Consider the following 26,399-nt stretch of genomic DNA (forward strand, 5'->3'; position numbering starts at 1 on the left):
TTAACTGTGGTTTTGCAACTGCAATAGATACCCTTGAACGGCCCATTGATGCCCTTGATGCAGCAAGGCTTTGCCATCACTCAAAGCTACTTTGACCACGTCATGCTCACCATGATTATCGACTTGAACCAGTTTGCATTCGTAAAAATGCATAGTACAGGCGTAGCTCAAGTCTGTTGAAGTGGAATCAAAATACTGCATGCACTGCCCCAATGCACGAACAGGTTGGATGCGATAGCCGCATTCTTCTTGAAATTCTCTGATCAAGGCCTGGGGTAAAGTCTCACCTGCCTCGACACCACCGCCTGGAAGCAGTAAAAACCCATGCTGTGGTCGAACACATACCAGCTTTCCTTGTTCAACCAGCACGCCGTAAACAGCACTTCGAGGGATATACTCCTTGTTGATTTGGTAGCCAAATATTTTCTTAGGTTTGTTCAATAGCGGACAAGACGTGTTCATGGTGGTCATTTATCATAATTAAGCTGGACAGCTACTCTACGTAGCGACGTGGCAGCATGTAGGTTGCCGATTTATTTCAAGAAGTCTTAGACCTCTGGTGATGCCCTAAATTAGGTTGTCGCCAACATGCTGGCTGAGCCGATATCATCATCCTATCAATGATTAGGGAAGTGTATGGAATATCAGAATCTCACTAGGGTAAAGCAATACCTGATGCAAGTGGAGGCTGGTGTTGAAAATTATACCGAGCTGTTTGATGACGATGTGCAGCTGTTTATTCCTGCTCTCGGCAGCTGCGAAGGGCATGGCGCCCTAATGGAGTTTAGCCAGTGCTTGTGCCAACTGCTGGCGGCGAGCTGGAAAATGGTTGAAGAGTTAAATTATGTGGTAGTGGACGATGTGACCGTGGTGGTTGAGGTTCAAGACCCAGCGCAACAGGAGAATGATCAGCAATGGCTGGAGAGCGAAATCAAGCAAGGGCAATTTTGCAGTGTCTTTGAATTTCATGGCGAGCTGATTTCACGGGTGTTTGTGGATTTGGCCGTTGGATCTGCGGACCCAGGATGATCTTTATTATCCACGGCTGTTGAGTATGACATTGGCCTGGTTGAATCTCACCATAAAGAGAATCGGTATCATAGAGTCCATCCATGGACGGTGGAGCGATACAACTCGTAGCTTCTGAGTGACAATGTTCGGTAAATAGCATTGTTATAACTTTGTCATTAGCGTTCAATGATCGGTCTTTTGCTAATTTTGAGCCAGTTTTGTGTTGTACGCTAGTGTTAAAGAAAACCATGAATCCTCACTGAAAGCCCTGATCGATCAGTCCTGGCTTCGTCGTTTCAATGTTGAGGTATCCTCATCTAATTACCACTATTCAGGGTGTGATACATATCGCCGTGGTGGCGATGAGGACTTAGCATTTCTCTACCATTCGGATGCTCATACCGTGGTCAGTTGCGCTCCAGAGGTGTATGGCGACATTGTCGGCCAACGCATGACGAACCTGTATTCCTACGTTGAGCAAAATAGCGCGGACCGCTATGAGGTATATTTTGATGATGTTGACTACTATCTTTTTGGTCAATATCCCACTGAAACAACAGAGGCTGAAATCGTTGAGCTGACCTTAGAAAAGGATCGTCAGATAATCGAGCAGTTTATCGCGAGCTGTGATGATGAAGACATTCGTAAAGCTGATCTCGATATTGACTCGGACTATTTTTATGCGGTGATGAAGGGTGGTGTCGTAGCGGCCATGCTCGCCTCCTACTGTGGCATTGAACCATTTGAATCGTTATCTATATTGGTTCGGCCACCGTATCGTCAGATGGGGTTAGGCAAGAGTTTATTGCTACATTTGATGCAGCAGGTCCAAGCCCGACAGCGCATGGTTCGCTACCGTTGTAATATTGACAATTTGGCTTCTATTCGTTTATGTGAGTCGTTGGGTTTTCGCCCATATGGACGCATCCAAGTGTTGGCGAGATTGTGACAGCGTAACGATGACTAACGAGAAGAGAAGGTGATATGAAATCGCTACAGTTTAGCGACCAGCTTGAACAGCTGGATATTGATAAAATTTACCAATTTCTGAGCAACGACAGCAGCTGGGCACAAGATATACCACGCTCAGTGGTAGAAACGAGTCTTCGTAACTCGGTATGCATTGGTGGCTACTTAGACGATGAACAAGTGGCCTTTTGCCGCATTATTACCGACCATGCGACCTTTGCAAATTTGGTGGATGTCATTGTCTGGCCGCAATATCGTGGCCTGGGTATCGCACGCCAGCTGATGCAGGCCGTGATGGCGCATGATAGCGTTCGCCATGTGCGGCGTTTTACTCTGGCGACTGCCGATGCTCATGGCCTGTATGAAAAATTTGGTTTTCAGCCACTGGACCAGCCGCAGAGTTTTATGCAGATTTATCGGCCAGATATCTATCAAGCTCAGTGAGTAGGCTATGAAAGAACTGTCGCTATCAGTGCAGCAGAAGCAAGCCATGGTTGCACGCATCAAAGACTATTTTGAGCAGCAGCTGAATCAAGACATTGGCGGTTTTGAAGCTGAATTCTTAATCGATTTTTTCGCCAAAGAGCTGGGTGGGTACTATTACAATCAGGGGCTAATCGATGCTCAGCAGCTCATCAACGAGAAAATGGAAGAGTTGAACTACACCTTGCAAGAATGGGAGCAGCCGCAACAGTAAGCGGCTGCTGTGCAGTGACACAGCAACGCTTATAAATTTCCTTATGGGCCGCTAATACATTGGCGCCACAGCCCCATTGCCAAACTAACGATCCGTTGCCAGTTCAGCGTCACCTTTTAATATCGCCAATGCCTGCAGCAGTGCGTGATCTTTGCCTTGTTCACGATCTTGTGATGGCCACAGTGTGATGGGGTGGTCTACCGCAATACCGGTGCCCTCGAACCAGCGGTCATCCATATCCAGATATTGTTCATTCCCCAAAGTAATCTGCAAACCCGAGGGTAGTACGCGGCCTAGTACATCGGACAGTGCTCCTTGTGTGGGCTGCCCTGCCACAGTGACGTGCGGTAAGTTGCGCAGCATTAATACAAATATTTCTGCTGCGCTGGTGGTATCGCTGGAGGTCAATACCACAACCGGTTTGAGATAGGTATGCGCTGCCGGAGTTAAGCGAATGGTGTCGTGAATGGCTGTGGTACCGGTGCCGACACGCTTTTGATACAAATTTCGTTCGCTGTCGAGAAAATGACGTGCAATTACTTGGCTCACACCATCGCTGCCACCACCATTAAAGCGCACATCGATCACCAGCCCTTGAGTATCTTTTAATGCGTCGATCACTTGTGGCATCAACGCCGCGACAGCGTGAATATCGGCAAGGTGATCGTCCTGCTCGGACTCCATCGCATCGATCATTAAAACACCATAATTATCAGCGGTGGTGTACCAAAGTATATCCGCCTCGGCATCGAGGGGCTGATCGCCACTGGCTTGTTTTAGCCGAAGCTGCAGCAATAAATCGCTTTGCTGTTCGATGTATTGCAGCAGTGCTTGCACCTGTTCCTGGCTCTGTGGTGCTCCGTGTATATCGATGTATTCCTGCTGCAAATCTTGGAACAGCCCCGGTCGATTAAACCCCATACCTTGGCCGTCGGCCACCAAGGCCACGTGAGCATCGGCGAGCGGTTCGATCAGCGCAAGTAACTGCTGAATATATTGTTCACCTGGCATGCCATTCACTATGTGCTGCTCAATCTGTTGCGCATGCTCAGCCCAGTTCACCTGTCGCACATCAAACATTGGATACAGCTCGTCAAAGGTTTGTACTATGTAGGCAAATTCTTGCTCCGGGTTTTCGATGGTACCGAGCTGATCAGCCGAAATTACCCCATTCAGACACGCGGCAGGCAGCTGGTTGCGCCGTTCATATTTGTGCGAATACATCTGTACGCCGTGCTTGTCGATGGTTTGCCTTAAATACGTGTGTGTACCACGATCAATGGCATAACCGTCGCTGGTCAACTGTTGTTGGTCAACGCTACCGACTTCTGCCTGAATGCAATGATCCGTGGTGAATTCGTACCGTTGCAGCTGATTGCCTTGAATGGAAAACGCTTCGCCGTAAGCATCAGAAACCCAAATACCATCAAACGGCGCTCGCGTGTCTGGCTGGGCGTCTGGCTGCGTATCTGGTTGAACAGCCGGTTTATCTTTTTTACCGCTACTGTCTCCGCCACAAGCTGCCAGGCTTAATAGCATTGCCGTCAGTAGCAAGGTTGGCATGGGAGAAATGTTGGTAAAGGCATTGGTCGAGTTTGAAAGTAGGTGGTTCATGGTCGCGCTCCTGATCGTTTACAGCATTGTGGAGCGCCTGCCTGAACCCAACGTGAAGCAAACATGAACAGCAAATGAACCGAGGTTTTTCTTGATCACTGGTCACTCGGGGGGTGCCAGTGGTGGCGCGTGACTGACGCTACAGGGTGTTTCAACAGACTGTTCGCTGGCTACCTTTTGGCCGTAGTGTCTGTAGAATGGATCAGGTATCGATTAATAGGATTAAAACCATGTCTCAGACCCTCGAACGCTTGGGCCTGATCCGCGAGATCATGGCTGAGCAAGGCCTCGACGCCTATGTGATGGCCACCTTTGATGAGTACTTGAGTGAATACGTTCCCGAGCGCAATCAACGCTTGCATTGGCTAACGGGCTTTACCGGCTCTGCCGGTGCCGCGGTGGTATTGGCGGACAAGGCTTCTATGTTTGTCGATGGCCGCTACACAGTACAAGTGCGTCAACAGGTCGATGGCGACGCCTTTGAATATCGTCATCAAATAGAAGAACCCTTTGGCGAATGGTTAACGCAGCAGTTGGCCGCGGGTGCCAAGGTGGGTATTGATAGCCGCATGTTCAGCTTCGCTAGCTTTAACCGTTTACGTGACACACTGGATAAAGCAGGTATTGAGCTGGTGGCGCAATCGCAACATCCGGTGGATCAGCTGTGGCACGATCGCCCGGCTGAGACGATTAATAAAGGCATTACTATGCCGCTGGAATACACTGGCTTGAGCAGTGTCGAGAAACGCCAGCAAATTGCCGCCAAATTGCAGCAGGATAAACTAGACGCAGCCTTGCTGTTTGCAGCAGACTCCGTCGCGTGGTTACTCAATGTCCGTGGTCGCGATATCCCATCAATGCCAGTTATTTTGGGTTATGCGCTGATTGATGCCAATGCTCAGGTCACCTGGTTTACCAACGCTGAAAAACTGCCGGATGGTTTTTACGAGCACGTTGGTGATGGCGTCACGGTATTGAGTGAAGCCGATGCGACCACCGTTTTTGCAACGTTAAAAGATAAAAAAGTACTGGCAGACCCTGCCACCGCCAATGCCTGGACACAGCTTTCATTGCAACAAGCGGGAGCCGAGCTGATCGCAGGGCAAGACCCAGTGCTGATCCCTAAGGCCTGTAAAAATACCACTGAGCAAGAAGGCATGCGCCAAGCGCATATTCGTGATGGCGTCGCTGAGGTGAAGTTCCTCCATTGGCTTGATAATGCGCTGCATGCCGGTGAAGACTTAAACGAAGCCGATGTGGCGGATAAACTGTTTAGCTTTCGTGAGCAGCAGGATAAATTCAAGGAAGTATCCTTCGACACTATTTCGGCGGCGGGCAGCAACGCTGCAATGTGTCATTACAACCACAATAATGGCACGCCAGCACAACTGCCAAAGCAGGGTGTGTATTTGGTAGACAGTGGCGGTCAGTATTTGGACGGCACTACAGATATTACCCGCACCATTGCCATTGGTGATCCGGACGGCGAAGTGAAGCAGCAGTTTACCCGGGTATTAAAGGGCCATATTGCACTGCAAAATGCGCGTTTTCCAAAAGGGACGACGGGCACACAACTGGACGTACTGGCGCGTCAGTTCTTATGGCAGCACGGCTTTGACTTTGATCATGGTACCGGCCACGGCGTGGGCGCCTATTTAAGTGTGCATGAAGGTCCGCAACGTATTTCGAAAGCATCAAGCACCGTCGCGTTGCAACCCGGCATGGTATTGAGCAATGAGCCTGGCTATTACAAGGCCGATGCTTATGGCATTCGCTGCGAAAATCTGATCATGGTGCGCGAAGCAGAAGGTCTCGCAGGCGATGTGACCATGCTCGAATTTGAGGTGCTGACCTTGGCGCCATTCGACAAACGCTTGCTGGATACATCATTGATGACCAGCGACGAAATCGCTTGGTTAAATGCTTACCATCAACAGGTGTACGACACATTGGCCGAGCGCCTGAATGATGACGAACGTCATTGGTTGGCACAAGCCACCAGCGCCGTGTAATAACATCTACCAATCAGCAACCTGGCGAGTCTCAGGTTGCTGATACTTTCAAAGTGACATGTCTTTATTCGCTGTGTTTTACCGCAGTCGCTAACGCATCTTCTATAACAACGGCTTATTTGAGCGTTGGTTTATTGTTCTAGGAGTCGTCATCATGGACGAGAAACTTCGCTTGGCCATTGAGTTGCGCCAGCAACAACAGTATGAAAAATCCGATGCCTTGCTCACAGAGCTGGTGCAGCAACCCGAGTTTTATGGCAAAGCGTGTCTGCAGCTGGCATGGAACTGTGATGTACAAGGGCTTGAACACAAGGCCATTCCCTATTATCAGCAGGCATTGACGGGCGAGTTAAACGACACCGAACGCTTCGACGCCATTTTTGGCCTTGCCAGCAGTCTGCGTAGCATTGGCGAGTATCAGCAGGCGCAGCAGTGTTTTGAGCAGGCGCGCGAGCAATTTCCGCAACGTGTGGAGTTATTGCCTTTTTATGCAATGAATTTATACAACCTAGGTCGCTCCAAACAGGCAGTCGAACTATTACTTTCTACCCTAATAGAACAGACGGAGAATCCTGATATTCAGAGCTATTCAGCCGCCATCAAACTGTATGCGCAGGATCTGGATCGAGTTTGGTAATGTCATCTGTGGAAACTATTGCACTAACCAACGCGACGATTGAGGATGCAAGCGCCATTGCTCACATGATCGCTACAGCCTGGCAGCAAGACTTTGCTGAGTTGCTGTCTGCTCAGCACTTAGCCATGTTCACACCACAGTGGTTTTATCAGCGTACCCTAGCCGATATCGAGCAGTCAGATACTCAGGTACAGATTACCAAGCACAATGATGAAGTGGTGGCGTACCTGTGCATTCGCTATCACGGCGATGACGACACTGGTGAACTGTTCGGTTTGTATGTGCACCCTCAGTATCAGCGTCAAGGCCTTGGCCGTTTGCTGTTTGAAAACGCAAAAGTCAACTTGCACAGTGCTGGTAAATCGGAGATGTTGGTGTGGACCTTTGAGGGTGCGAAAAATAATGACTTTTACCGTCGTCTGTCGGTCAAGCAGGAGCGCCATCGTCCAATAGTCATTGCCGATGGCCATTACGCTGGCATCGGTTTTTTATATTCACTCTCTGATGTATGAAGCATGACATTTGAAGCACTGACTCTGGCGCATGCCGAGCCGCTATTAGCGTTTGAACAACGAAATCGTGAGTATTTTGAACGCCTGATCGCACCACGGCCAGACGATCTGTTTAGCAGCCAGGGAATGATTGCCAGTATCGCCGAGTTACTGCAAGAAACCGCAGCAGGACTGCTAAGCCCCTGGGTATTGATGGATGGTGAGCGCATCATTGCTCGGGCTAACCTGCATCATATTCAACATCAGCGAAAAACAGCCGAAGTCGGCTATCGTGTTGATGAACTGGCCACAGGTCAGGGAGTGGCAACGCGTTGTTTACAGCAGTTAAAAATCATTGCTCAACAGCAACTCGAGCTGACGTCATTGACGGCCAAAGTGCTGGATAATAATCCGGCATCCGCCAAAGTGCTGATCAAACAAGGTTTTGTATTTATGCAACCGATGTACGACAGCGTTTGTATTCAAGGCGTGAAGTGGCGTGGCCAGCAGTATGTTTGTACGTTAAACGATGCGAGCTAGAGCATGGCGGTAAACTATCAACAGTACCTCGGCCGTCGTATTATCGTACAGATTGATCGGCCGGTTGGTTCAAAGCACCCGAAATACGACTATCACTATCCGCTTAACTATGGCTATGTTCCTAAGACAGTGGCCGAAGATGGCAGTGAAATCGATGTGTATCTGCTTAATCATGAACAGCCACTGAGCCAAGTACAAGTGGTGATTGTCGGTATCGCTGTTCGCCACAATGACGATGAGAACAAACTGATCGCCACTCTGGATGGCCACTGCCCTGACGTCTACAGCGTTACAGAGCAGCTGTATTTTCAAGAGCAGTATTTCGATACGGAGTACGTTCTGGTCACTAGTTTTAAGCCTATCAGCAAAGATTAAGTAAGTTCGCAGTTTACAGGTTTTTCTATGGTTCAATGGTCTGTCAGGAGGATATCGACCGTGAAATTAATTGAACCGAACTTAGCTTATCAGCAACAATTTTCTATCTTTTATCATGATTTTGCGCAGAATGACCCTAGCAATGCTGAGTATTACCGCGAGGGGGTTGATGACTTTCCTCGCTATGTTCGCCGCTTGATGGATGAAGCATTAGGTCGCAATTTACGCGACGACTATGTGCCGTGTAATCATTATTGGTGTGTTAGCAGTAGCAACGAGATTGCTGGGATAATACGTGTGCGTCATCGTATTGATACACCGATGTTATCGCAAGAAGGTGGTCATATTGGTTATGACGTAGCGCCATCATTTCGGCGCCGGGGCTATGCCAGTTGGATGTTGCAGCAAGCCTTACCGATTGCATTGCACTTGGGTATTGAACGTGCGCTGGTGACGGCCGACGAGGAAAATATTGCGTCTCGCAAAGTCATCGAGAACAATGGCGGTCAACTCGAGTCGATACGCGATGCCAAGATACTGTGCGACCGGGTTGCGCGTTACTGGGTTCCCTGCGAGGTACCCGAGAGCATCGAATAAAACAGTTGATCAAGTCTATTTAGCTAGGACGTAGAAAATGACAGTGAAAGAAGTGGTGTTGGCTTACTGGCAGAGTATGCAAACGAATGACTATACCAATGCGGCTGATTGGCTCAGCGATGACTTTGAATGTCACTGGCCACAATCACAAGAAGTCATTTGCGGTAAAGCAAATTTTATTGCGTTGAACTCTGCCTATCCATCTGAGGGCGTGTGGCAGTTTGAAATCGAGCGTTTGGTGGCAGAAGGGCAGCAGGTGGTGACCGATGTCCGAGTCAGCGACGGTGTTCGCCATGACCGCGCTGTGACCTTTCATACAGTGATCGATGGTGTTATTCATCGTCAGGTGGAGTATTGGCCAGACAGTTATGACGCTCCGGCTTGGCGTGCTCAGTGGGTGCAAAATCGCAGCGATAAATAGCTCGAAAAGAATCGTGCAAGTGGCGAACAAGATAGCGCTGAAAGAAAGCGTTGTAAGAAAGCCGAGCGCAAAATCAAACAACACCCAAGACCTGTACTTGAGTGTTGTTTTTATGCATTGCTGAGAATCGTTATAGCTGTTGCTCGATTTTATTCGCAACATCTTCTGACACCCAGGTTTTCCAGGTGGCACCTTCTTGCTGCAAAAACGTTAACGCTGCGAATTCGCCGTCGGCTTGCTGGGCTTGCATCCATGCTAGCCAGCGATTCATGTGCTGATTGCTAAAGCCTCGGCGATTTAAGTACGCCATTGCCTCGGGCGCACGCTGGGCAAAACTGGCGGTGGTCACGGTATAAACGTCTGACGGTGGGTACATGGTGACTTGTGGTTCTGCACACTCGGTTTGGGTAATACACTGGCGAAAGTGTTCGGCTTTAATGCCGCTGCCAAAATCGACCATCGCCATTTCGTATTGCCCTAACAGCGCCGTTGGTGCCCAATAATAGCCAAACCACGGTGCTTGTTGTTCATAGGCTCGGGCCAGTGACCCTGCCAAAGCCGTGCCAGAGCCGGGGTTAACGATTTTAAACCCGTCGCTGTCGAGCTCCATGGCATTAAATAGCCGCTCGGTGGTGAGCTGGCAGGTCCAGCCGGCTGGGCAGCCATAAAAAGCCGAAGCCTCGGGGTCTTCCGGGTGGGTAAATAATTCGGCATGTTGGCGAATGCCATCAATGGTGGCCAGCTGCGGATACTGTTCAAGCATATAGGCGGGCACCCAAAAGCCTTCCTGACCGCCATCGCTCAGTGAGCGTCCTGCAAAAGCTAGTCGGCCTTCGTCCACCCCTTGTTGAATTAACTCGCGATTGGAGTTTGTCCACATTTCCGGGGCAATGTCTGGTTCGGATTTTGACACCATGGACGCCGTTGTCGGCTGGCTATCGCCGGGTACCAGCTGCACATCACAGTCGTAACCCATGGACAAAATGGCGGCGTCCAGATGGGCGAGAAAACTGGCCGAATCCCAGTTCATATCGGCAATGGTCACGCTGCCGCAGCCTGCATCTGCTGTTGTTTCAGCGGTCGACGACGAATCGCTGCAGCCGGACAAATAGCCGATGGCGGTGAGGACGAGCACCGAGCGGGCAACTTGCTTCATGAACAAACCTCCAAAAAAAAGCCCAATGTATCAACATTGGGCTGTGCGGTCAGTGTGCCTGAGTTCTGCTTGGCTCACCAGTGTTGGTAGGGTGCTACGCAGCGGGTGAATAACTGACTAAGCCACCACGGCTGAGTTCCAGCACTCGATCGGCAACATGGAAGTAACGATCATCGTGACTCACAACGATCAAGGTTAAGCCCTGTTGCTTTAACTCCGGCAGCAGTTCTTCATAAAACAGCTTGCGGAAGTAAGGGTCTTGGTCAGCGGCCCACTCATCCAATACCAACAGACTGCGATCCTCCAAGCAGGCGCTGACCATCGCCAAACGTTTGCGTTGGCCGGTGGACAAATCGACCACAGAGAACTCGCCATTGTCGACGCTGACGATGTGATCCAATTGCAGCTTTTTCAGCCAGGCACGCGCTTGCTCATCTTGCTGACCTTGGTCGGGCAGCGCTGCTTGTTCAAACAGATGAAAGTCGGTCAATACGGCTGAAAACATCGCCCGATAGTGGCGCCAGTCTGGCGATGGCAACTCTTGACCGTCGACTTTTACCTGGCCAGAGCGCGGGCGAATTAAACCGGTCAACAGGCGAACCAAGGTGGTTTTACCGGCGCCGTTATGACCGACCAGAAAGATCAGTTCACCGCGTTCAATATGCGCACTGACCGGACCAAATTTAAACTGCTCATTGCCCGGGTAGCGATAGCACACCTCATTCAATTCAATGGTGTTCCAATCCTGGCACCATGGCGACGCTGGCTGTCTTTGATCCTGCGGTTCGGGCAAATCCAAAGACTGCAGTTTTTTTAGTGATACGCGTGCACTGATTAATCCCGGCAACTGGTTCATGGCCATATTCATCGGCTGGCGAATAAACAATAGGGTCAATGCAAAGGCGGTGCCTTGTGCCAAGGTGCCCATATCCAGCTTAAATACCGCCCAAAAGGTCACGCCGATTAAGGCCAAAACCGTGGTGGTCATTAAATGAATGCTCACGACGATATAGCGATCGCCCAGGGTGCGATAATCACGCGCTTTTTTGGCTGGCCCTTGCATGATGTCATCCACCAAGCGCAGCCCTCGGGCCTCGTTCAATAGCAGCTCTTTGTGGCCGTCGAGGACTTTCTCGTAGCCACCAAACAGCTCGTCTTCCAGCTCACGCTCTTTGCGCAGCAGTGCTTGAAAGCGTGACGTCAGCACGCGGTTGACGGCCAGCACCAGCACCAGAGATACCAATGTCAGTGTCGCCAGCGGAGCGTTTAACCAAAACATATAGATAAAGCTGGCAACGACTAAGGTAATGCCATACAGAAAAAAGGGCAGCATCACGAAGCCTTCTTGCAGTTGGCGTACGTCTTTGGTCAGAGCAGCATAAATACGATTTCGCCCCAACGCTTGCAGGTGCTCGTATTCACAATGCAACACCTGGGCGAGTAGGCGCCCGCGCAGTTGATAAGCAACACGATAGGACAGTGTGGTCATTAGCCATTGTGAAATGACTGCCAGGGTAAAAGCGCCAAACAGCAGTGCCACAAACCAGATGGCGTAGTCAGCGAACAGCTCGCCTTGGGAGGCGACGGTCTCGTTAATAAAATTAATCGTACCAATATTGGCCAGTGCGCTAGCGATAATAAAAGCAATCGCCAAGCCCACCAGGCTGCGATTATTAGCAAACAGTGCGGCGATCAACTGCACAAATACAATCCTCCATGTGATCTTGGTGCACACAATGCCGCGCTACACGGGTTGTTATTTTTATTCGTCGCGCATGCCTGAAGGCATCGGCGACCGGGGTTGGCTTATAGTGGCATGAGCCACTGAACAAAGGTGCAAACTGGTTAGGGAACCGTTCAAAATACGCCGATTTAAACCGGAACTCAATCACGCTTTAGTAGCTTATTGAGTATCATGGCACTTAAGGCAGAGGGCGCTAGCAGACAGGTTCGTGTAACTGTTGGCTGAGTCGCTATAATGGCGCCGTTTTTGTGAATGGGCTTGAGCACAGGGTTTCTCGCGGAAGTATCCGAAGAGAGAAGTCCAAGGAGTGGTTATGAAGAAAATTATCGCATTACTGGCCATCTTGTTGGTGTATGAAAAGTGGGCGTACATTGATGCTTGGCTGAATCCCCCACCAGCCTTTGTGCAAGAGCACTTCGGTACTGTGGTGTTGTATGCCACCGAGTGGTGTGGCTACTGTCAACGTGCACGCAAGCTATTTGAAGAAAAAGGCATCGACTACGTCGAGTACGACATTGAAAAATCCGAACTGGCCAAGCAGCAGTTTGATCAGTTAGGTGGCCGCGGTGTGCCTGTGGTGCTGTATAACGGCGAAGTGATCAAGGGCTTTAGTCGCCAGGCGATCTTAAATTTGGTGCTTTAAGCCTGCACGGCTGGCGTTTATGGTAAGTGCTTTATTCTGATCTGCAGGAGTACTTATGCTGCGCTGGCTCTGGCCATTCGTAAAACCCTATCGCAGGCAGTTGGTGTTTGCGCTATTGGCGTTGGTCATGACAGCGCTGCTGACTCTGTCTCTCGGGCAGGGAGTCAGGTTAATGATGGATCAGGGATTTGTTGTCGGCTCGCAACAAGGGCTGCAGCAGTCGATCGCGGTGTTTGCGGTGCTGGTGCTGTTTATGTCGCTGGGCGCTTTTTTACGCTTTTATTGGGTCTCCTGGCTGGGTGAGCGGGTGGTGGCAGACATTCGCCAACACCTGTACCAGCATCTATTAACACTGCCACCCAGTTTTTTTGAAGACAATCTGGCCGGCGAAATTCAAAGCCGGGTCACCACGGATACCACCTTACTGCAGACTGTGATCGGTTCTTCGCTGTCGTTTGCGATTCGCAACGCGCTGATGTTTGTCGGCGCCTTGGTGTTGATGCTGTACACCAATTTAAAGCTCAGTTTAATGGCGCTTTTAGCCGTGCCTCTGTTGGTACTGCCGGTCATTTGGCTGGGGCGGCGGGTGCGCTCATTATCGCGTGACAGTCAGGACCAAGTGGCCAAAGTCGGCGCTTGGGCTGGTGAAAGTTTGCAGCATATTAAAGTGGTGCAGGCCTTTGGCCGTGAAAGTGTGGTCAGCGCGCAATTTTCTGACGCTGCCGAAGGGGCCTTTCAGGTAGCTCTGCGCCGTATTCGCCAGCGTGCGTTATTGATTTTCCTGGTGCTGTTGCTGTTGATGGGCTCGGTCGCTTGGATGCTGTACGTCGGTGGCAGCGATGTGATTGCCGGCCAGCTGAGCGGTGGTGAGTTGGCTGCTTTCGTGTTTTACGCGTTAATGGTCGCCATGTCGCTGGCAGCGGTGACCGAGGTGTACGGGGAGGTACAGCGCGCCGCCGGTGCCGCTGATCGAATTCGTGAATTAATGGCGGCACACGCCGATATTCAATCGCCGCCCGTGCAGGATGCGGACGACCAACCGCCAATCACACCGGCTGCTGCCAATGACGGCGCAAACACAGCACCTGCACCGCTACTGGTGCTTAACAATGTCGGCTTTGCGTATCCATCACGCCCAGCCTTGCCTGCGTTGAATCGTGTGCAGCTCAGTATTCAAAGCGGTGAGCGCATCGCGATTGTTGGTCCGTCGGGAGCGGGAAAATCCACCCTGCTGGATTTGCTGTTGCGCTTTCGTGATCCGCAGCAAGGCAGTGTGCAGCTGCATGGCCGCGATTTGCGTGACTGGCCTTTGGCGCAATTACGCCAGCACTTTGCACTGGTTCCGCAGCAGCCGGTGTTGTTCAGCGCCAGTGTGCGTGACAACCTAAAGTTTGCACGCCCGGATGCCAGCGAGGCAGAGTTGTTGGCGGCGGCTAAAGCCGCCCATGCGCACGATTTTATTGAACAGCTGCCCGATGGTTACGACGCTTTTTTAGGGGAACAAGGCGTCAAATTGTCCGGCGGTCAAAAACAGCGCTTGGCCATTGCCCGCGCCATCTTATGCGACGCGGATATTTTATTGCTGGATGAGGCAACGTCGGCGCTGGATGCCGACAGTGAATACTGGGTGCAGCAGGCTTTGGATCAACTGATGCGTCAGCGCACCAGTATTGTGATTGCCCACCGGCTGGCCACGGTGCGCACCGCAGACCGCATTGTGGTATTGGATCAAGGCCAAGTAGTGGCGATGGGTAGCCACGAGCAGTTGTTGCAGCAATCGCCTTTGTATCAGCGCTTGGCGCAGTTGCAGTTCGCCCATCATTAATAGAATTGATGGCACAGATGGAAATGAACAATTGTTCGCCGCCTGTGTCTGTCAGTAGCATAGTGACATTCCTAAATGGAGACGGAAACATGACCAATAGCCACAGTGCACCTGCTTGCCGCGCGTTGGTCGTTGAGGGCGGCGCCATGCGAGGCATTTTTGCCGCCGGAGTACTCGACGCCTTTATGCAAGGCAATCACTACGATTTTGATCTGGCGCTGGGTGTGTCGGCCGGTGCCACCAACCTGACCGGTTACCTGGCTCGCCGCCCTGGTAGAAATCGTCGGGTGATTACCGAATTAGCGCGGCAGCGAGACTTTTTTAATCCCGCCCGGTTCATGCGCGGCGGTCACCTGACGGATGTGAACTGGCTCTGGCATCAGGGCTTGGAACAGCACCCGCTGGATGTGCAACGGATTTGGGACAGTATGCCGCTGTATGCTGTCGGCACCCACATCGACAGCGGTGAGGCGGCTTATTGGCAAATTAACGACAGCAATCTTCATGCTGCCATGGTGGCCAGTTGTGCTCTGCCGTATTTGTATCGCGACAGTGTCGAAATCGACGGCGAGTGGTTCGTTGATGGCGGTGTTGCTGATTCCATCCCGGTGCGTAAAGCTTATGAATTAGGGGCGCGAGACATCACTGTGGTGCTGTCGCGGCCACGCGGTTATCGCAAGCTGCAGTATCCACACGGTATGATGGAGCAAGTGCAGCAGCGCATGCTGCAGCATTTGGGTGAGGAAGCGCATTTATTATCGGCGATGATGCTGCGCGCCGATGATTACAACGATAGCTTGGAATTTATCGATCATCCGCCAGCCGATTGTCGTGTGCGAGTGATTGCACCACCTGCGCAATTTGCGGTGTCGCGGCTGACCATGAATATCGACCGTTTGCATCAGGGCTACCGTATGGGCTTGGCAGCGGGCACCGAATACTTGTTGAGTTATGACGATTATTTCGGTGCCAACTTGCAGCAAACACCACCGCCGTCGCTGTTTGCACGCCTACAACGGTAGAACGTCAGTCTGTTAAGAACAGCGCCAGCAGTTCGTTAAGATATTGCTGGCCACGTTCGGTTGCGCGAATACGCTCATCGATATGCAGCAGCCCTTTCTCTTGTGCCTGGGTTAATGGCGCCGCAACCGCGTCCAACGTCAGCCTGGTACGGGCAACAAAATCCTTTACTGCGATGCCCTGGCGCAAACGCAGGGCATTCATTAGGCACTCTAAGCCGACATCGCCGCTGGCAATGTGTTGTTGTGCCGATAAAAATGCCTTGTCCGGATTTAAATAATCGCGTGGTAAGCGCGTCTTTTGTGTGCGGATAATCTCGCCCGAGGCCAAAGTGATCTTGCCATGTGCACCGGCGCCAATGCCGAGGTAATCACCAAATTGCCAATAGTTGAGGTTATGCCGCGCGGCTTTATGTGGCTGACAGAAGGCAGAGATTTCATAATGTTCAAAGCCCGCGTGCGCCAAAGTCTCAAACCCCATTTCCTGAATATCCCAAAGGGCGTCGTCTTCCGGCAAGCTCGGTGGGCGTTTATAAAACTCGGTGTTGGGTTCAATCGTTAACTGATACCAAGACAAATGCGGTGGTTCAAAACTCAACGCAATGTTCAGGTCGTCCTGTGCTTGCGCCAGAGTTTGCTGCGGCAAACCATGCATTAAATCGACGTTGAAATTATCGAACCCAGCACCTTTGGCAATGTCGATGGCGCGTCGTGCTTCGTCTCCGTCGTGTACACGCCCCAAGCGTTTTAAATGCTGCGGCTGAAAGCTCTGAATCCCCATGGACAAGCGATTGATTCCCAGCTGGCGGTAGGCGGCAAATTTGTCGGCTTCAAAGGTCCCGGGGTTGGCTTCCAAGGTTATTTCACAGTCTGCCGCAAAACGCAGGTGCTGTTGCAGCCCTCGAAACAATTCTTGGTATGCCGTTGGCGATAGCAGGCTGGGGGTGCCACCACCAAAAAAGATGGTGTCTATGTCTCGCCCTTGCACCCAGGATAAATCCTGCTGTAAGTCCGCCAGTAAGGCTTGCACATATTCCTGCTCTGGTAGCTCAGCACTGGCAGCATGGGAGTTAAAGTCGCAATACGGACATTTGCGAATGCACCAAGGCACATGAATGTACAGGCTGAGTGGGGGTAACGACATAGGGGAGATTCCGATCGGTGCCTAGGCGCAGTCTAGCAGCTGGTTAACAGGCTAAGCGATTGCAGAGGAGCGGTTGGCGGTGGGTCAATACAAAGAGCGCGCCATAACCGCTCAGTGATCGCTGTTATGGCGGGCGACCAGGGTGGGCTTCACCCTGGTTGGCATTAGGATGCTTGGCGTTGTTCGTCGCCGGTTTGATCCAGCGCGTCCAATAATGAGGTCACACGAGATTTCATTTCATGCTGCTCGTGGTTCAAGCGGGTGTTGTTCTTTTCCAGCTCGGCATTGTTGGCTTGCATGTGTTGTAGCTGCTGTTGCAGAGCCTCACCTTTTTCCAGCAGTTGCTGATTGTGCTGGCGCTGTTGCTCCAGCTGTTGTTGCTGCTGTTCCAGGCTTTGCTGCTGCTCTTGTTGCAGTTGCTCCATGACTTCCAGATCTTCGCGCAATTGTTGATTGTCTTTGCGCAGGGCTTCGATGGTCGCCACAGCTTGACGGACTTTCTGCTCTAATAATTCGAAATTATCCACGATGATACTCACACGATTAAACAGTTGATGACACGAACAAAAAACGCTGACGATTAAGCCTGCCAGCGCTGTAACAATTGTTGGATGGCTTGGCCACGATGGGAGAGCTGATTTTTACGCGTTTTCGTTAACGCTGCCGCGGTGCAGTTCTCGCTGGGCACAAAAAATAGCGGATCGTAGCCGAATCCTTGCTCGCCGTCGGCAGTGGCGGCAATACGGCCTTCCCAGCAGCCTTGAAACACTTGTGGCGTCGGGTCCTGAGCGTGTTTCATATACACCAGCACGCATTGAAAGCGAGCACTGCGTTGGCTGTCGGCAACGCCGTTGAGTGCCTGCAGTAACTTGGCGTTGTTGGCGCCATCGCCCTGACCGAAGCCATCGCTTTCTTGCGCATAGCGGGCACTGTAAATACCGGGTGCGCCCTGCAAGGCATCCACTTCTAAGCCTGAATCGTCAGCCAGGGCAGGCAAGCCGGTTTGGGCGGCGGCATTGCGCGCCTTTAAAATGGCATTTTCAACGAAGCTCAGGCCGGTTTCTTCGGCTTCGATAACACCCATGTCGCTTTGCGCGATCAACTCTATCTGTTGCTCAGCAAAGTGCTGAGCAAACAAGGCGGAGAACTCGCGCAGTTTGCCGGCGTTGCCGCTGGCAAGTACGATTTTGTGACTCATTCTTCCTCGTAAAACTTCTGCGTAAACTTCACGTTAAAGCGTCGGGTCGTGTCCTCTGGGGATACGTCCAAGTCGACATGATACAGGTCGCCATCGTCAAAACGAAAGGTGGTCAGGTAGTAGATGGCGTTGCTTTCTTTGACCTGTTGAAACGACAGCGTGCGTGCCTGGCCAATCAAGTTACGCAGTTTGCCTTCAACCTCTGCGCTCAACGCCACGGGCAGCGCTTCGCCGTCGACATTTTTCAACACCGAAATACTGATAAAACCCAGTGCTTTGGAGCGGGTAATACCATACGCTTGGGCGGTTTCTGGGGTCAGAAAGGTCGAGTTGAGGCCGATGTAGTGCACTTCGTAATCACCAAAGACTTGCTTTTGCTCACCGCGATTTTCGCCATGGGCGATCATCGCCACCGTCAGCAGCAGCACAGCCCAGGTCATTTTCATCAAACGCATCATAGTGTTTTCCGGTCAATCAACGAGTAATGTGATAAACGGCTATTTCGCCCAACATAGCCGGCCATAAGCGAATGGCCCAATGGCGCTTGTGATCGCCATCCACCACCGCCTTGTGCAAAATACGGATACCGCGCTCTCGGCACAGTACTTCAAAATCACGAAAGGTGCACAGGTGAATATTGGGCGTATCGTACCAATTGTAGGGCAGGGTTTCTGACATGGGCATGCGGCCTTTAAACATCAGATAACCGCGCGTGCGCCAGTAGCCAAAATTCGGAAAAGTGACGATGGCCTCTTTGCCGATACGCAGCATCTCTTCCAGCAGTAAATCTGGGCGCCGCACGGCTTGCAAGGCTTGTGTCATGACCACGGTATCGATGCTTTGATCGGTGAAATTGTCCAGGCCATCGTCGAGATTCTGCTCGATCACATTAACGCCATTGGCAATGCAGGCGGTGATTTTCTTGGCGTCTATCTCCAAACCATATCCGCGCACGCCTTTATGGCGCTGCAAATAACTCAGCAAGGTGCCATCGCCGCAACCTAAATCCAATACCTGGCTGCCAGGGCGAATATGGTGTTGCAGCAATTGCAGGTCATCACGCAGTTCGATAGCGCCGTTCATTGTTTCGCCATTCATACCCGTGTCTCCGCGGCCACGCGCTGCATGTAAGCAGAAAAAATATCCAGGTAGCGAGGAATCGGCAGTAAAAAAGCGTCATGACCACTTTCTGATTCCACACAGGCGTAGGTCACGTCTTTGTCTGCCTGCATCAGGGCGTTGACTATTTCTTCCGAGCGTTCGGGGGGAAGCGCCAGTCGGTGGTGAACGACACGAGCAAAAAGCGACACTCGGCGTTGCTCAGGCAATTGACCAGATCGTTATTGTAATCCGCCGCCGGGTCAAAATAATCCAGGGCTTTGGTCATCAGCATGTAGGTGTTGGCGTCGAAGCTGTTGGAAAACTTTTCGCCCTGATGGTGCAAATAACTTTCGACCTGGAACTCCGGTGAAAAGCTGTAATTGAGGCGACCCTCTTTGAGCTCGCGGCCAAACTTCTGACGCATGGCATCATCGGACAAGTAGGTTAAGTGCCCCAACATGCGCGCCTGCATCAAACCGGCTTTGGGAATGGTGTTGTGCTTTTGATAATGGCCGTCGTGAAAATCCGGATCTTTGGCAATGGCCTGACGCGCCACCTCGTTGAAGGCAATATTTTGCGCCGACAGCTTAGGCGCCGATGCGATCACCACCGCATGGCGTAAACGTTGCGGGTATTGAATGCTCCAGCGCAGCACCTGCATGCCGCCCAAGCTGCCGCCAACCACCGCCGCCCATTGCTCAATACCGAGCACATCCGCCAAGCGTGCTTGGCTTTGTACCCAGTCGCGTACGGCAACGATGGGAAAATCAGGCCCATACACTTCGCCTGTTTGCGGATTGATGCTGGTCGGGCCGGTGGAGCCGGCGCAGCCACCTAAGTTATTTAGCGCGACGACAAAAAAGTGATTGGTGTCGATGGGTTTGCCTGGGCCGATGCAGCTGTCCCACCAGCCGGGTTTGTCGTCATCCATGCTGTGATAACCCGCAGCGTGATGGGTGCCACTGAGGGCATGACAAATTAAAATGGCGTTGGAACGGCTGGCGTTGAGTTCGCCGTAGGTCTCATAGATCAGATCGTAACTGGGCAACACCCGGCCACTGCGCAACGTCAGTGGTTCATCAAAATGATGTGTCTTAGGCGTTACCAGCCCGACTGAATCGGCAGGAATAGCGTCAGGCATTGTCGCGCTCGGCCCCTGTAAAAAGCCCTGAGTGTACCAGCTAACGTAGGCGTAAACAGCCAGTTGCACTGTGTTGGTCAACGATTGATCATGCCGTATGCGATGGCTAGGCAGCCATGCGCAGCGTTATTGAGTACCTTCGTGGTATAACTGGGGTGGTAGCCAGGGTACCGATGAAAAGGAATCGAGTATGCATCAACATCGCCAAGCGCTGAGTTGGATTCGCTGTTGATGGTGGCGATTATTCTGACAGTACTGAATGAAGAATATTTGTGCTACAGCTGGACTAAAGGGCTGCAAGATGAGCAGGGTGAGCGCATTTATATTCCAACAGAAGCCGGGTTGTCGATGTTAGAGGCTGGCCGCTAATTGCAAGTGCGTTAGTCACCAGCGAGCTGTGCACTCAGGCTAAACACTCGGGTCATGCACTCCGATGCAACATAATCAGGGAACAACCGACGAAGGAGGACATATGCTAAAGCTATGGTGGTTAGTGATGATGACCGCTGTGTTGGCGGCCTGCAGCAAGCCGCTGCCAGCAGATAAACAAGCCTATGCCGGGGACTGGCGAGGTGACAATATGACGCTGCGAATTCAGCCGGACGGTCTGATCTCCTATGAGCGCATAGAGGGCAATACCACCACCAAAATTAACGCGCCGATTCAGTCGTTTGATGGTGACCATTTCAGCGTCGGTTATGGTCCCATTTCCACCATCTTTGAGGTGTCGCAACCGCCGCATCAAATTGACGGCGTCTGGTTTATGACGGTCGATGGTGTGGAGCTGAGTGCATTTTCACATTCTTATTAATGCAGCCCATTTATTTACGTCAGTTGCGCCGCCAAGATAAGGCGTCAGTCATGTTGCTGCTGCAAGACCCGGCGGTGATGCGTTTTCTCGGCCCCGGCCGGGCATTGAGCGACGAACAAGCGCAGCAATGGTTTGATGAAGCCCTTCGCGCTCAGTCGCGCTGGGTGATCGCTGCTTGTGAGCAAGACGAACTGCTGGGCTTTTGCGGTGTTAAAGAAATGGATGGCGTGTTCGATTTTGGTTATTTCCTGCGCTCGTGCTACTGGGGGCAAGGCATAGCCACACAGGCATGTCGGCTGGCACTGCAGAAAATCCAACACCGCGGCGATCTACATGCGCTGCGGGTATTTATTGCCGACGATAATCTTGCCAGCCAAGGCGTGGCAAAAAAACTGGGTTGGAAAAAGCTCGCTGCTGGTCAGCACAACGGCATCAATGGCCATTATTACCGTATTGTCCCAATCCAATCCGCAACTTAAAACAAGGAAGAACTCATATGACTGTATCCGCCAAGGCTGCTGACATGCCGACACCACTGGTCAGTAGCGACTGGTTAGCCGACCATCTGAGCTGCGACGATGTTGTCGTACTGGATGCCAGCATGGCGAATGTGGTGGGGCGCGAGCCGATACTTTATCCGCAGCCTGTCATCATTCCCGGCGCGCAGCACATCGATTTGGAACACGCACTGTGCGATCTCTCTTCCTCCGTGGTACATGCGTTTCCTCGCAGCTCGGATTTTGAGCGTGTGGTACAGGCTTTGGGCATTGATCGTGACCATCGCATCGTGATTTACGACAATCAGGGAATTTATTCAGCGCCGAGAGCCTGGTGGATTTTTAACACCATGGGCTTTAATCAAGTGGCGGTGCTTGATGGCGGTTTGCCGCAATGGTTAGCTGAAGGGCGCCCGGTAATCAGTCAGGAATCGAGGCCAAATCCAACAGCCGAAAACAGCCACAGAGTAGAGTTACAGCCGCCGACCACAGGAACTACATCGGCTCAATGTCACGACGACAATCTTTGCACCGCGCAGCAACTGCAGCAGCAATTGCATAATCCCGCCGTCGCGGTATTGGACGCTCGCTCCAGCGGGCGCTTTGCCGGCACCGCACCCGAGCCGCGTGCTGGGCTGCGCAGTGGCCATATTCCTGGTTCCATCAATTTACCCTTTGCACAGGTGTTGGATCAGCACGGTTATTTGCCCGCTGAACAATTGGCGCAGTGTTTTGCCAAGTTGGGGGTGGTGCCCTCACAGCGGTTAGTATTTTCCTGTGGCTCCGGCATTACCGCCTGCATTATTTTATTGGCCGCCGTGGTCGCCGGATACACCAACGTCGCCTTGTACGATGGGTCTTGGGCCGAGTGGGGCGCGGATAAGGATTTGCCGATTGCAGGAGGGCAGCATGACTGACAAACATTGTGTGGTGCTGGGCGGTGGTGGTTGGATGATGGGTGAGACGCCCAGCGCACTGGATGAATATATTTTGCAGTTAAGCGGCAAAGAAAACCCTAAGGTGTGTTATGTGCCGACGGCGACGGGCGACTCAGACCGAATCATAGAACGCTTTTACGATGCCAAACTCAGCCGCCAACTCAGTCATTTTCCGCTGTTTAAACCGCACTTAAACTGGCGCGAGCATTTGTTTGAGCAAGACATTATTTACGTCGGTGGAGGCAATACACGTTCAATGCTGGCCATCTGGCGTGAGTGGGGTGTGGATGACATGTTACGGCGCTGCTACGAGCGCGGCATTATTTTATGCGGCATGAGCGCCGGTGCCATTTGTTGGTTTGAGCACGGCATTACCGACAGCAATCCAGAGGCGTATTCTGTGATCGCTGGTTTAGGCCTGCTGTCTGGTTTGGCGGCCGCACACTTTAATCAACAGGACGAGAAATATCGTCTGTTTGAGCAATTTAGCCGTGAGCATCCGGACACCCGCTGCATCGGTTTAAGCGACTACGCCGCTGTGCATTTTATTAACGGTAAGCCGTATCGCCAGATATACAGTCACCCGGATGCCTCGGTGACGCTGAAAAATAGCCAGCCTGCTGTCGCTCAGCACACCTAAGCTTGTGCTACTCAATGCTGGCGAGCTGCACGGCCCAACCGTGCAGTGTTGCAGGCTTTCTGGTACAAACATCGGCTGATTGATTTCGTCAGACAGAGGTAGACATGAGTGCAATTTGGTTCGCCAAGCCCGATATCGAAGACATGAACCGACAGATGCAAGGCACCGCTTGCTCCAATTTGGGCATCGAAATTACGGAAGTGGGCGATGATTATGTACGCGGTACTATGCCCGCCGATGAGCGCACATTGCAGCCCGTCGGATTAGTGCATGGCGGTGCTAATGTACTGCTGGCTGAAACGCTGGGCAGCATGGCGGCCAATCTGGTGGTCGACCCCAGCCAACAATACTGTGTTGGCCAGGAAATCAACGCCAACCACATTCGTGGCGTACGCAGCGGTACCTTAACCGGCACCGCCCGTGCTGTGCATTGCGGCCGCAGTTCTCAGGTCTGGGAAATCCGTATTGAGAACAGCGACGGCAAACTCAGCTGCATTTCTCGCCTGACCATGGCGGTGGTGGCGGCGCAAAACCACCGTTAATTATCATCAGGCTGGCGCTCGCTGGCGGCGGCCTGCTCTGCTTCGCGAATGCGCTCACCCATACCTGGGTGGGTGCTGAGATAATCGCTCCAATCACCATCTTGGCTGATGTTAATGTCATGGCCTTCGGCCAAAGCACGCATGGCATCGGCAAAATCCTGGGCTGAAAGCCCGGCCTGCTGAGCATGTTGGTGAGCGAATTGGTCGGCCTCGCGTTCCATATCGCGCGAGAAGGCACTTTCCAGCAACGAGCCGCCAGCACCAATGATCATTTCACCCATGCCTTCGATATCGCCGAACATCATCGCAAACAAAAAACTGGTGGCGGTGGTTTGCGCCAGTTTTTTCATGCCGTGGCGGTGCTCAACATGGCCAATTTCGTGCAGCAGAATGGCGTGCAGCTGCTGTGGCTGATGTTGCAGCATGCGCGCTAAATCATCGGTAACGACAATGGTGCCGTCGGGCAATGCCAGGGCATTGGCGCCGATCATGCTGTCATAAAACACCAGCCGATAGCGCTCTACTGGCAGGCTCAGTTGCGTGAGCAAATGCTCAAACTCATCACGAATGCCTTGCTGCAGGTCGGGCGATAGCTCTGAGGGTTCTAAATAGATGTACTCCAGAGTGGAAAAGGTGTGCTGGCCGACTTGCTCGTCGATGGCGCGCGGCATCATCTCGACCCCGGCATGGGTCATGCTGGGAATGCCGTACACGATCATAAACCAGACGAACAACGGCACTGCCACCACTGCCGACAGCACACCAAGCCAGTGGCTTTCCAGCCACTCTAAGCTTTGCTGCGCCGGGCGTTGCCCTGGCCAGCGATGATTACCATCGTGGGGAATAAAGCGGCTGTCATCGCTGAACAATAGCTCGGCCGGCAACCCGGCGATCAATGGCTGATGCTGTACCTGCGCGGCACTGAAGTGCGCCAAGCTTTTGCCATCCGTGTCGGTCAGCCACACATTGCCCTCGTCATCAAAGCGCGCTTGGGCGTCAATGCTGTGTGACTGGCCTGGGTAAAAATAAAAGCCGGCAACCACGCTGACGTTACCCTGCGACAGAGAAATCGGTGTCGAACAAGCCAGCAGCCTCTTCGCCGAAGGCAGAGTGCTGTTCATCCACGGTGTTATGAATGTCGTTGATGGCTGGAGTCAGAAATACTCGCGTGTGCTCACACAAGTAACGAATCTTGCGCACCCGAGTGATCGGAAATGCCAGCCCCAAAGTGACAATCAACAACAATAAGTTGGTCGCCAGCAGCCAGGAATACCCGACGACATCGAGGTTGGAGCGAAAGCTCACCAGCTCGTCGATGCGCAGGCTTTCTAGCAGGTGGTTGCGCACGATGGCGGCGTAGACGCCGGCGACAAACGCCATGCCCAGATACACCAGCGGAAACAGCAATACTGCACCGTTTTGTACAAAGCCTGGTATTTCGTCTTCTAGCGCGCTGATGCCAACACCGGCACCGACCAGAAAGCCCAGCGTCAGGCTCAGAATCAGGAAGCTGCCAAGAGCACAAAACGCTGCCCAGTAAAAGCGTCCGGTGCGTAGGCTGACTTTCATCGGCTTGCCACCATAGGTGATGCTCTTGTGCATGAACTCAATGATTTGCTTGTGAATCCAGGGGGCGGTCAGGTACATGGTGAATACCGCCACCATCGGCAGCAGCACAAAGTGCACAAACAGGTCGCCATAGCTGCCGGTAAACGAGAAACGCACATTGCGATAAGCGGTCATGCGCAAGGTAAAGCGCAGCCCCTGACCGATCAGCCACGGCAGTAAAAAGATATAGCCAATAAAAAACACCGCTAGCAGCAGTGGCATCAAGGTGCCCACGAGATACAAACCACCAAACACCACAATGGCCAGAATGCGGCCACGCAGAATCTGCAGTGGCTGCGCCAGATAGCTGAGGCGATGGCCATCTACTTGCGTATGGCCGTACAAGTATTGGTTATTGCGCACCTTGGCCCAGGCGCTGTAAATACCCAGGGTGAGAATGCTCAACAGCAGGTTCACAAACCATAATTTGAAATAACCAGATTTGGTGCCAGTAAACTCAACGGCACAGTCTTTGGCTGCCGCGGCAGCGCTAACGCTCGACATGGTCACGTCCTTGTAGCGGATCGGTGGAAAGAGCGCAGGTTATAGCGAAATTGCCTGACCGCTGCAAACCAGCCGATTGGATAAAAAAACGACATTCTGTCTGCAAGGGCCTAGTGATGCTTCAGCGGGTGGCTTATCTGCAAAGAACTCACAGAAATATCCACAGATTCTGTGGAAATCTCATTATTTCATCCCCAGATACAAGAACTCATTGGAGTGATAAATCGCCTTGCCAATCTATTGACTTTTAGCGCTAACGGAAAACCGTCTATCTCTGGCAACACGCTTAGAAGTACTGATATCAAAGGCTTTTTTAACAACTTATGGAACTGAGCGAAATCTGAGCGTTTTTCTCAAGGGCAGGGAAAAGTAGGCCCTGGAGCACCTTTGCGCAGAATGTTCACAGATTTATGCACAGAATCTGGGGGTAACCTGGGCTTGACAATCAAAACTATTCACATGCTATGGCGGCAAATGAAGCACGGGACTCTGAACACTGCGCTGTGCTCCATCGCTATGGCAGT

General features: G+C 52.0%; 31 protein-coding genes and 1 pseudogene. 20 read left to right on the forward strand and 12 right to left on the reverse strand.

All coding sequences use genetic code 11. The features are described 5' to 3' along the window. Entirely contained in the window at positions 1 to 462 is a 462-nt protein-coding gene (locus CHH28_RS06420; RefSeq protein WP_199244016.1) for an NUDIX domain-containing protein, read from the reverse strand. A 174-nt stretch (positions 463 to 636) separates the two neighbouring features. Between CHH28_RS06420 and CHH28_RS06425 the strand changes: the two genes are divergently transcribed. From CHH28_RS06425 to CHH28_RS06440, 4 genes are all read left to right on the forward strand, one after another. Beyond that, positions 637 to 1,029, forward strand: coding sequence for a hypothetical protein (locus tag CHH28_RS06425; protein WP_157729801.1), 393 nt, complete (start codon positions 637 to 639; stop codon positions 1,027 to 1,029). 202 nt (positions 1,030 to 1,231) lie between these two features. Further along, a complete protein-coding gene (locus tag CHH28_RS06430; protein WP_094059535.1) occupies positions 1,232 to 1,960 on the forward strand; it encodes a GNAT family N-acetyltransferase in 729 nt (242 codons plus the stop codon). Between the two features lie 35 nt (positions 1,961 to 1,995). Continuing rightward, positions 1,996 to 2,424 (forward strand): GNAT family N-acetyltransferase, encoded by a 429-nt coding sequence (locus CHH28_RS06435; RefSeq protein WP_094059536.1) that lies wholly within the window; start codon positions 1,996 to 1,998, stop codon positions 2,422 to 2,424. Positions 2,425 to 2,431: 7 nt separating this feature from the next. Further along, entirely contained in the window at positions 2,432 to 2,677 is a 246-nt protein-coding gene (locus CHH28_RS06440; RefSeq protein ID WP_094059537.1) for a DUF2164 domain-containing protein, read from the forward strand. Positions 2,678 to 2,761: 84 nt separating this feature from the next. On the opposite strand, the gene CHH28_RS06445 is transcribed toward CHH28_RS06440, so the two are convergent. Beyond that, positions 2,762 to 4,291 (reverse strand): S41 family peptidase, encoded by a 1,530-nt coding sequence (locus tag CHH28_RS06445; protein ID WP_094059538.1) that lies wholly within the window; start codon positions 4,289 to 4,291, stop codon positions 2,762 to 2,764. A gap of 230 nt (positions 4,292 to 4,521) precedes the next feature. Between CHH28_RS06445 and CHH28_RS06450 the strand changes: the two genes are divergently transcribed. From CHH28_RS06450 to CHH28_RS06480, 7 genes are all read left to right on the forward strand, one after another. Next, the gene (locus CHH28_RS06450; RefSeq protein WP_094059539.1) at positions 4,522 to 6,303 is read left to right on the forward strand and encodes an aminopeptidase P family protein; all 1,782 of its coding nucleotides are present in this window, start codon (positions 4,522 to 4,524) and stop codon (positions 6,301 to 6,303) included. A gap of 154 nt (positions 6,304 to 6,457) precedes the next feature. Continuing rightward, entirely contained in the window at positions 6,458 to 6,940 is a 483-nt protein-coding gene (locus CHH28_RS06455) for a tetratricopeptide repeat protein (RefSeq protein ID WP_094059540.1), read from the forward strand. 8 nt (positions 6,941 to 6,948) lie between these two features. Beyond that, positions 6,949 to 7,452, forward strand: coding sequence for a GNAT family N-acetyltransferase (locus CHH28_RS06460; RefSeq protein ID WP_233243772.1), 504 nt, complete (start codon positions 6,949 to 6,951; stop codon positions 7,450 to 7,452). Positions 7,453 to 7,455: 3 nt separating this feature from the next. Beyond that, the gene (locus CHH28_RS06465) at positions 7,456 to 7,971 is read left to right on the forward strand and encodes a GNAT family N-acetyltransferase (protein ID WP_094059542.1); all 516 of its coding nucleotides are present in this window, start codon (positions 7,456 to 7,458) and stop codon (positions 7,969 to 7,971) included. 3 nt (positions 7,972 to 7,974) lie between these two features. Then, positions 7,975 to 8,346, forward strand: coding sequence for an inorganic diphosphatase (locus tag CHH28_RS06470; RefSeq protein WP_094059543.1), 372 nt, complete (start codon positions 7,975 to 7,977; stop codon positions 8,344 to 8,346). A 60-nt stretch (positions 8,347 to 8,406) separates the two neighbouring features. Beyond that, positions 8,407 to 8,943 (forward strand): GNAT family N-acetyltransferase, encoded by a 537-nt coding sequence (locus CHH28_RS06475; protein WP_094059544.1) that lies wholly within the window; start codon positions 8,407 to 8,409, stop codon positions 8,941 to 8,943. 37 nt (positions 8,944 to 8,980) lie between these two features. Further along, complete coding sequence (locus CHH28_RS06480; protein WP_094059545.1) at positions 8,981 to 9,364, forward strand: nuclear transport factor 2 family protein; 384 nt, start codon at positions 8,981 to 8,983, stop codon at positions 9,362 to 9,364. Between the two features lie 130 nt (positions 9,365 to 9,494). Here CHH28_RS06480 and CHH28_RS06485 read toward each other — a convergent pair whose 3' ends face one another. Together CHH28_RS06485 and CHH28_RS06490 are read right to left on the reverse strand one after the other, a co-directional pair. Beyond that, positions 9,495 to 10,520, reverse strand: a complete 1,026-nt coding sequence (locus CHH28_RS06485; RefSeq protein WP_094059546.1) for a glycine betaine ABC transporter substrate-binding protein — start codon at positions 10,518 to 10,520, stop codon at positions 9,495 to 9,497. 94 nt (positions 10,521 to 10,614) lie between these two features. Beyond that, complete coding sequence (locus CHH28_RS06490) at positions 10,615 to 12,222, reverse strand: cyclic peptide export ABC transporter (RefSeq protein WP_157729802.1); 1,608 nt, start codon at positions 12,220 to 12,222, stop codon at positions 10,615 to 10,617. Positions 12,223 to 12,577: 355 nt separating this feature from the next. Here CHH28_RS06490 and CHH28_RS06495 point away from each other — a divergent pair, with 355 nt between their 5' ends. The 3 genes from CHH28_RS06495 to CHH28_RS06505 all read left to right on the forward strand — a co-directional run bounded on the left by CHH28_RS06495 (position 12,578) and on the right by CHH28_RS06505 (position 15,754). After that, positions 12,578 to 12,907 (forward strand): glutaredoxin family protein, encoded by a 330-nt coding sequence (locus CHH28_RS06495; protein WP_094059548.1) that lies wholly within the window; start codon positions 12,578 to 12,580, stop codon positions 12,905 to 12,907. Positions 12,908 to 12,962: 55 nt separating this feature from the next. Continuing rightward, entirely contained in the window at positions 12,963 to 14,732 is a 1,770-nt protein-coding gene (locus CHH28_RS06500) for an ABC transporter transmembrane domain-containing protein (RefSeq protein WP_094059549.1), read from the forward strand. 89 nt (positions 14,733 to 14,821) lie between these two features. Next, the gene (locus tag CHH28_RS06505; RefSeq protein WP_094059550.1) at positions 14,822 to 15,754 is read left to right on the forward strand and encodes a patatin-like phospholipase family protein; all 933 of its coding nucleotides are present in this window, start codon (positions 14,822 to 14,824) and stop codon (positions 15,752 to 15,754) included. Positions 15,755 to 15,758: 4 nt separating this feature from the next. Here CHH28_RS06505 and hemW read toward each other — a convergent pair whose 3' ends face one another. The 6 genes and pseudogenes from hemW to metX form a co-directional block, all read right to left on the reverse strand. Then, positions 15,759 to 16,895 carry a radical SAM family heme chaperone HemW gene (gene hemW / locus CHH28_RS06510; protein WP_094059551.1) on the reverse strand — a complete coding sequence of 379 codons (1,137 nt, stop codon included), beginning with the start codon at positions 16,893 to 16,895 and terminating at the stop codon, positions 15,759 to 15,761. Between the two features lie 164 nt (positions 16,896 to 17,059). Beyond that, positions 17,060 to 17,422 (reverse strand): hypothetical protein, encoded by a 363-nt coding sequence (locus CHH28_RS06515; RefSeq protein ID WP_157729803.1) that lies wholly within the window; start codon positions 17,420 to 17,422, stop codon positions 17,060 to 17,062. Between the two features lie 53 nt (positions 17,423 to 17,475). Continuing rightward, a complete protein-coding gene (gene rdgB / locus CHH28_RS06520) occupies positions 17,476 to 18,093 on the reverse strand; it encodes an RdgB/HAM1 family non-canonical purine NTP pyrophosphatase (RefSeq protein ID WP_094059553.1) in 618 nt (205 codons plus the stop codon). Further along, positions 18,090 to 18,551 (reverse strand): DUF4426 domain-containing protein, encoded by a 462-nt coding sequence (locus CHH28_RS06525; protein WP_233243774.1) that lies wholly within the window; start codon positions 18,549 to 18,551, stop codon positions 18,090 to 18,092. Before CHH28_RS06525 ends, rdgB begins: the two co-directional genes overlap by 4 nt. Before the next feature lie 16 nt (positions 18,552 to 18,567). Further along, positions 18,568 to 19,158, reverse strand: a complete 591-nt coding sequence (gene metW, locus CHH28_RS06530; protein ID WP_199244078.1) for a methionine biosynthesis protein MetW — start codon at positions 19,156 to 19,158, stop codon at positions 18,568 to 18,570. 29 nt (positions 19,159 to 19,187) lie between these two features. Continuing rightward, positions 19,188 to 20,335 (reverse strand): annotated as a pseudogene (gene metX, locus CHH28_RS06535) (homoserine O-succinyltransferase MetX). A 231-nt stretch (positions 20,336 to 20,566) separates the two neighbouring features. Between metX and CHH28_RS19840 the strand changes: the two are divergent. The 6 genes from CHH28_RS19840 (at position 20,567) to CHH28_RS06560 (ending at position 23,763) form a co-directional block, all read left to right on the forward strand. After that, entirely contained in the window at positions 20,567 to 20,704 is a 138-nt protein-coding gene (locus CHH28_RS19840) for a hypothetical protein (RefSeq protein WP_157729804.1), read from the forward strand. 103 nt (positions 20,705 to 20,807) lie between these two features. Further along, positions 20,808 to 21,146 carry a hypothetical protein gene (locus tag CHH28_RS06540; RefSeq protein ID WP_094059554.1) on the forward strand — a complete coding sequence of 113 codons (339 nt, stop codon included), beginning with the start codon at positions 20,808 to 20,810 and terminating at the stop codon, positions 21,144 to 21,146. After that, positions 21,146 to 21,625, forward strand: a complete 480-nt coding sequence (locus CHH28_RS06545; RefSeq protein WP_094059555.1) for a GNAT family N-acetyltransferase — start codon at positions 21,146 to 21,148, stop codon at positions 21,623 to 21,625. The genes CHH28_RS06540 and CHH28_RS06545 overlap by 1 nt, the downstream gene beginning before the upstream one ends. 17 nt (positions 21,626 to 21,642) lie before the next feature. After that, complete coding sequence (locus CHH28_RS06550; protein ID WP_233243776.1) at positions 21,643 to 22,560, forward strand: sulfurtransferase; 918 nt, start codon at positions 21,643 to 21,645, stop codon at positions 22,558 to 22,560. After that, entirely contained in the window at positions 22,553 to 23,221 is a 669-nt protein-coding gene (locus CHH28_RS06555; RefSeq protein WP_094059556.1) for a peptidase E, read from the forward strand. The genes CHH28_RS06550 and CHH28_RS06555 overlap by 8 nt, the downstream gene beginning before the upstream one ends. 104 nt (positions 23,222 to 23,325) lie before the next feature. Beyond that, positions 23,326 to 23,763: a hotdog fold thioesterase gene (locus CHH28_RS06560; protein ID WP_094059557.1), complete on the forward strand. Its 438-nt coding sequence runs from the start codon at positions 23,326 to 23,328 to the stop codon at positions 23,761 to 23,763. Here the strand turns inward: CHH28_RS06560 and CHH28_RS06565 are convergent. Together CHH28_RS06565 and CHH28_RS06570 are read right to left on the reverse strand one after the other, a co-directional pair. Then, positions 23,760 to 24,884, reverse strand: coding sequence for a M48 family metallopeptidase (locus CHH28_RS06565; protein ID WP_094059558.1), 1,125 nt, complete (start codon positions 24,882 to 24,884; stop codon positions 23,760 to 23,762). The genes CHH28_RS06560 and CHH28_RS06565 overlap by 4 nt on opposite strands. Further along, entirely contained in the window at positions 24,814 to 25,875 is a 1,062-nt protein-coding gene (locus CHH28_RS06570; RefSeq protein ID WP_094059559.1) for a YjgN family protein, read from the reverse strand. The genes CHH28_RS06565 and CHH28_RS06570 overlap by 71 nt, the downstream gene beginning before the upstream one ends. Between the last annotated feature and the right edge of the window lie 524 nt (positions 25,876 to 26,399).

The organism is Bacterioplanes sanyensis, from assembly GCF_002237535.1.
In the GTDB taxonomy this organism is placed as follows: Bacteria; Pseudomonadota; Gammaproteobacteria; order Pseudomonadales; family Oceanobacteraceae; genus Bacterioplanes; species Bacterioplanes sanyensis_A.

What these genes read in the sequence shown, in the direction of transcription:
- CHH28_RS06435 (WP_094059536.1), top strand. Translation starts at nt 1,996, where the DNA reads ATGAAATCGCTACAGTTTAGCGACCAGCTTGAACAGCTGGATATTGAT.
- CHH28_RS06445 (WP_094059538.1), bottom strand. Translation starts at nt 4,291, where the DNA reads ATGAACCACCTACTTTCAAACTCGACCAATGCCTTTACCAACATTTCT.
- CHH28_RS06480 (WP_094059545.1), top strand. Translation starts at nt 8,981, where the DNA reads ATGACAGTGAAAGAAGTGGTGTTGGCTTACTGGCAGAGTATGCAAACG.
- CHH28_RS06570 (WP_094059559.1), bottom strand. Translation starts at nt 25,875, where the DNA reads ATGTCGAGCGTTAGCGCTGCCGCGGCAGCCAAAGACTGTGCCGTTGAG.
- CHH28_RS06455 (WP_094059540.1), top strand. Translation starts at nt 6,458, where the DNA reads ATGGACGAGAAACTTCGCTTGGCCATTGAGTTGCGCCAGCAACAACAG.
- CHH28_RS06525 (WP_233243774.1), bottom strand. Translation starts at nt 18,551, where the DNA reads ATGATGCGTTTGATGAAAATGACCTGGGCTGTGCTGCTGCTGACGGTG.
- CHH28_RS06465 (WP_094059542.1), top strand. Translation starts at nt 7,456, where the DNA reads ATGACATTTGAAGCACTGACTCTGGCGCATGCCGAGCCGCTATTAGCG.
- CHH28_RS06545 (WP_094059555.1), top strand. Translation starts at nt 21,146, where the DNA reads ATGCAGCCCATTTATTTACGTCAGTTGCGCCGCCAAGATAAGGCGTCA.
- CHH28_RS06505 (WP_094059550.1), top strand. Translation starts at nt 14,822, where the DNA reads ATGACCAATAGCCACAGTGCACCTGCTTGCCGCGCGTTGGTCGTTGAG.
- CHH28_RS19840 (WP_157729804.1), top strand. Translation starts at nt 20,567, where the DNA reads ATGGTGGCGATTATTCTGACAGTACTGAATGAAGAATATTTGTGCTAC.
- CHH28_RS06560 (WP_094059557.1), top strand. Translation starts at nt 23,326, where the DNA reads ATGAGTGCAATTTGGTTCGCCAAGCCCGATATCGAAGACATGAACCGA.
- CHH28_RS06470 (WP_094059543.1), top strand. Translation starts at nt 7,975, where the DNA reads ATGGCGGTAAACTATCAACAGTACCTCGGCCGTCGTATTATCGTACAG.
- CHH28_RS06555 (WP_094059556.1), top strand. Translation starts at nt 22,553, where the DNA reads ATGACTGACAAACATTGTGTGGTGCTGGGCGGTGGTGGTTGGATGATG.
- CHH28_RS06565 (WP_094059558.1), bottom strand. Translation starts at nt 24,884, where the DNA reads ATGAACAGCACTCTGCCTTCGGCGAAGAGGCTGCTGGCTTGTTCGACA.
- CHH28_RS06495 (WP_094059548.1), top strand. Translation starts at nt 12,578, where the DNA reads ATGAAGAAAATTATCGCATTACTGGCCATCTTGTTGGTGTATGAAAAG.
- rdgB (WP_094059553.1), bottom strand. Translation starts at nt 18,093, where the DNA reads ATGAGTCACAAAATCGTACTTGCCAGCGGCAACGCCGGCAAACTGCGC.
- CHH28_RS06420 (WP_199244016.1), bottom strand. Translation starts at nt 462, where the DNA reads ATGAACACGTCTTGTCCGCTATTGAACAAACCTAAGAAAATATTTGGC.
- CHH28_RS06540 (WP_094059554.1), top strand. Translation starts at nt 20,808, where the DNA reads ATGCTAAAGCTATGGTGGTTAGTGATGATGACCGCTGTGTTGGCGGCC.
- CHH28_RS06485 (WP_094059546.1), bottom strand. Translation starts at nt 10,520, where the DNA reads ATGAAGCAAGTTGCCCGCTCGGTGCTCGTCCTCACCGCCATCGGCTAT.
- CHH28_RS06550 (WP_233243776.1), top strand. Translation starts at nt 21,643, where the DNA reads ATGACTGTATCCGCCAAGGCTGCTGACATGCCGACACCACTGGTCAGT.
- CHH28_RS06450 (WP_094059539.1), top strand. Translation starts at nt 4,522, where the DNA reads ATGTCTCAGACCCTCGAACGCTTGGGCCTGATCCGCGAGATCATGGCT.
- hemW (WP_094059551.1), bottom strand. Translation starts at nt 16,895, where the DNA reads ATGTCGTTACCCCCACTCAGCCTGTACATTCATGTGCCTTGGTGCATT.
- CHH28_RS06440 (WP_094059537.1), top strand. Translation starts at nt 2,432, where the DNA reads ATGAAAGAACTGTCGCTATCAGTGCAGCAGAAGCAAGCCATGGTTGCA.
- CHH28_RS06425 (WP_157729801.1), top strand. Translation starts at nt 637, where the DNA reads ATGGAATATCAGAATCTCACTAGGGTAAAGCAATACCTGATGCAAGTG.
- CHH28_RS06500 (WP_094059549.1), top strand. Translation starts at nt 12,963, where the DNA reads ATGCTGCGCTGGCTCTGGCCATTCGTAAAACCCTATCGCAGGCAGTTG.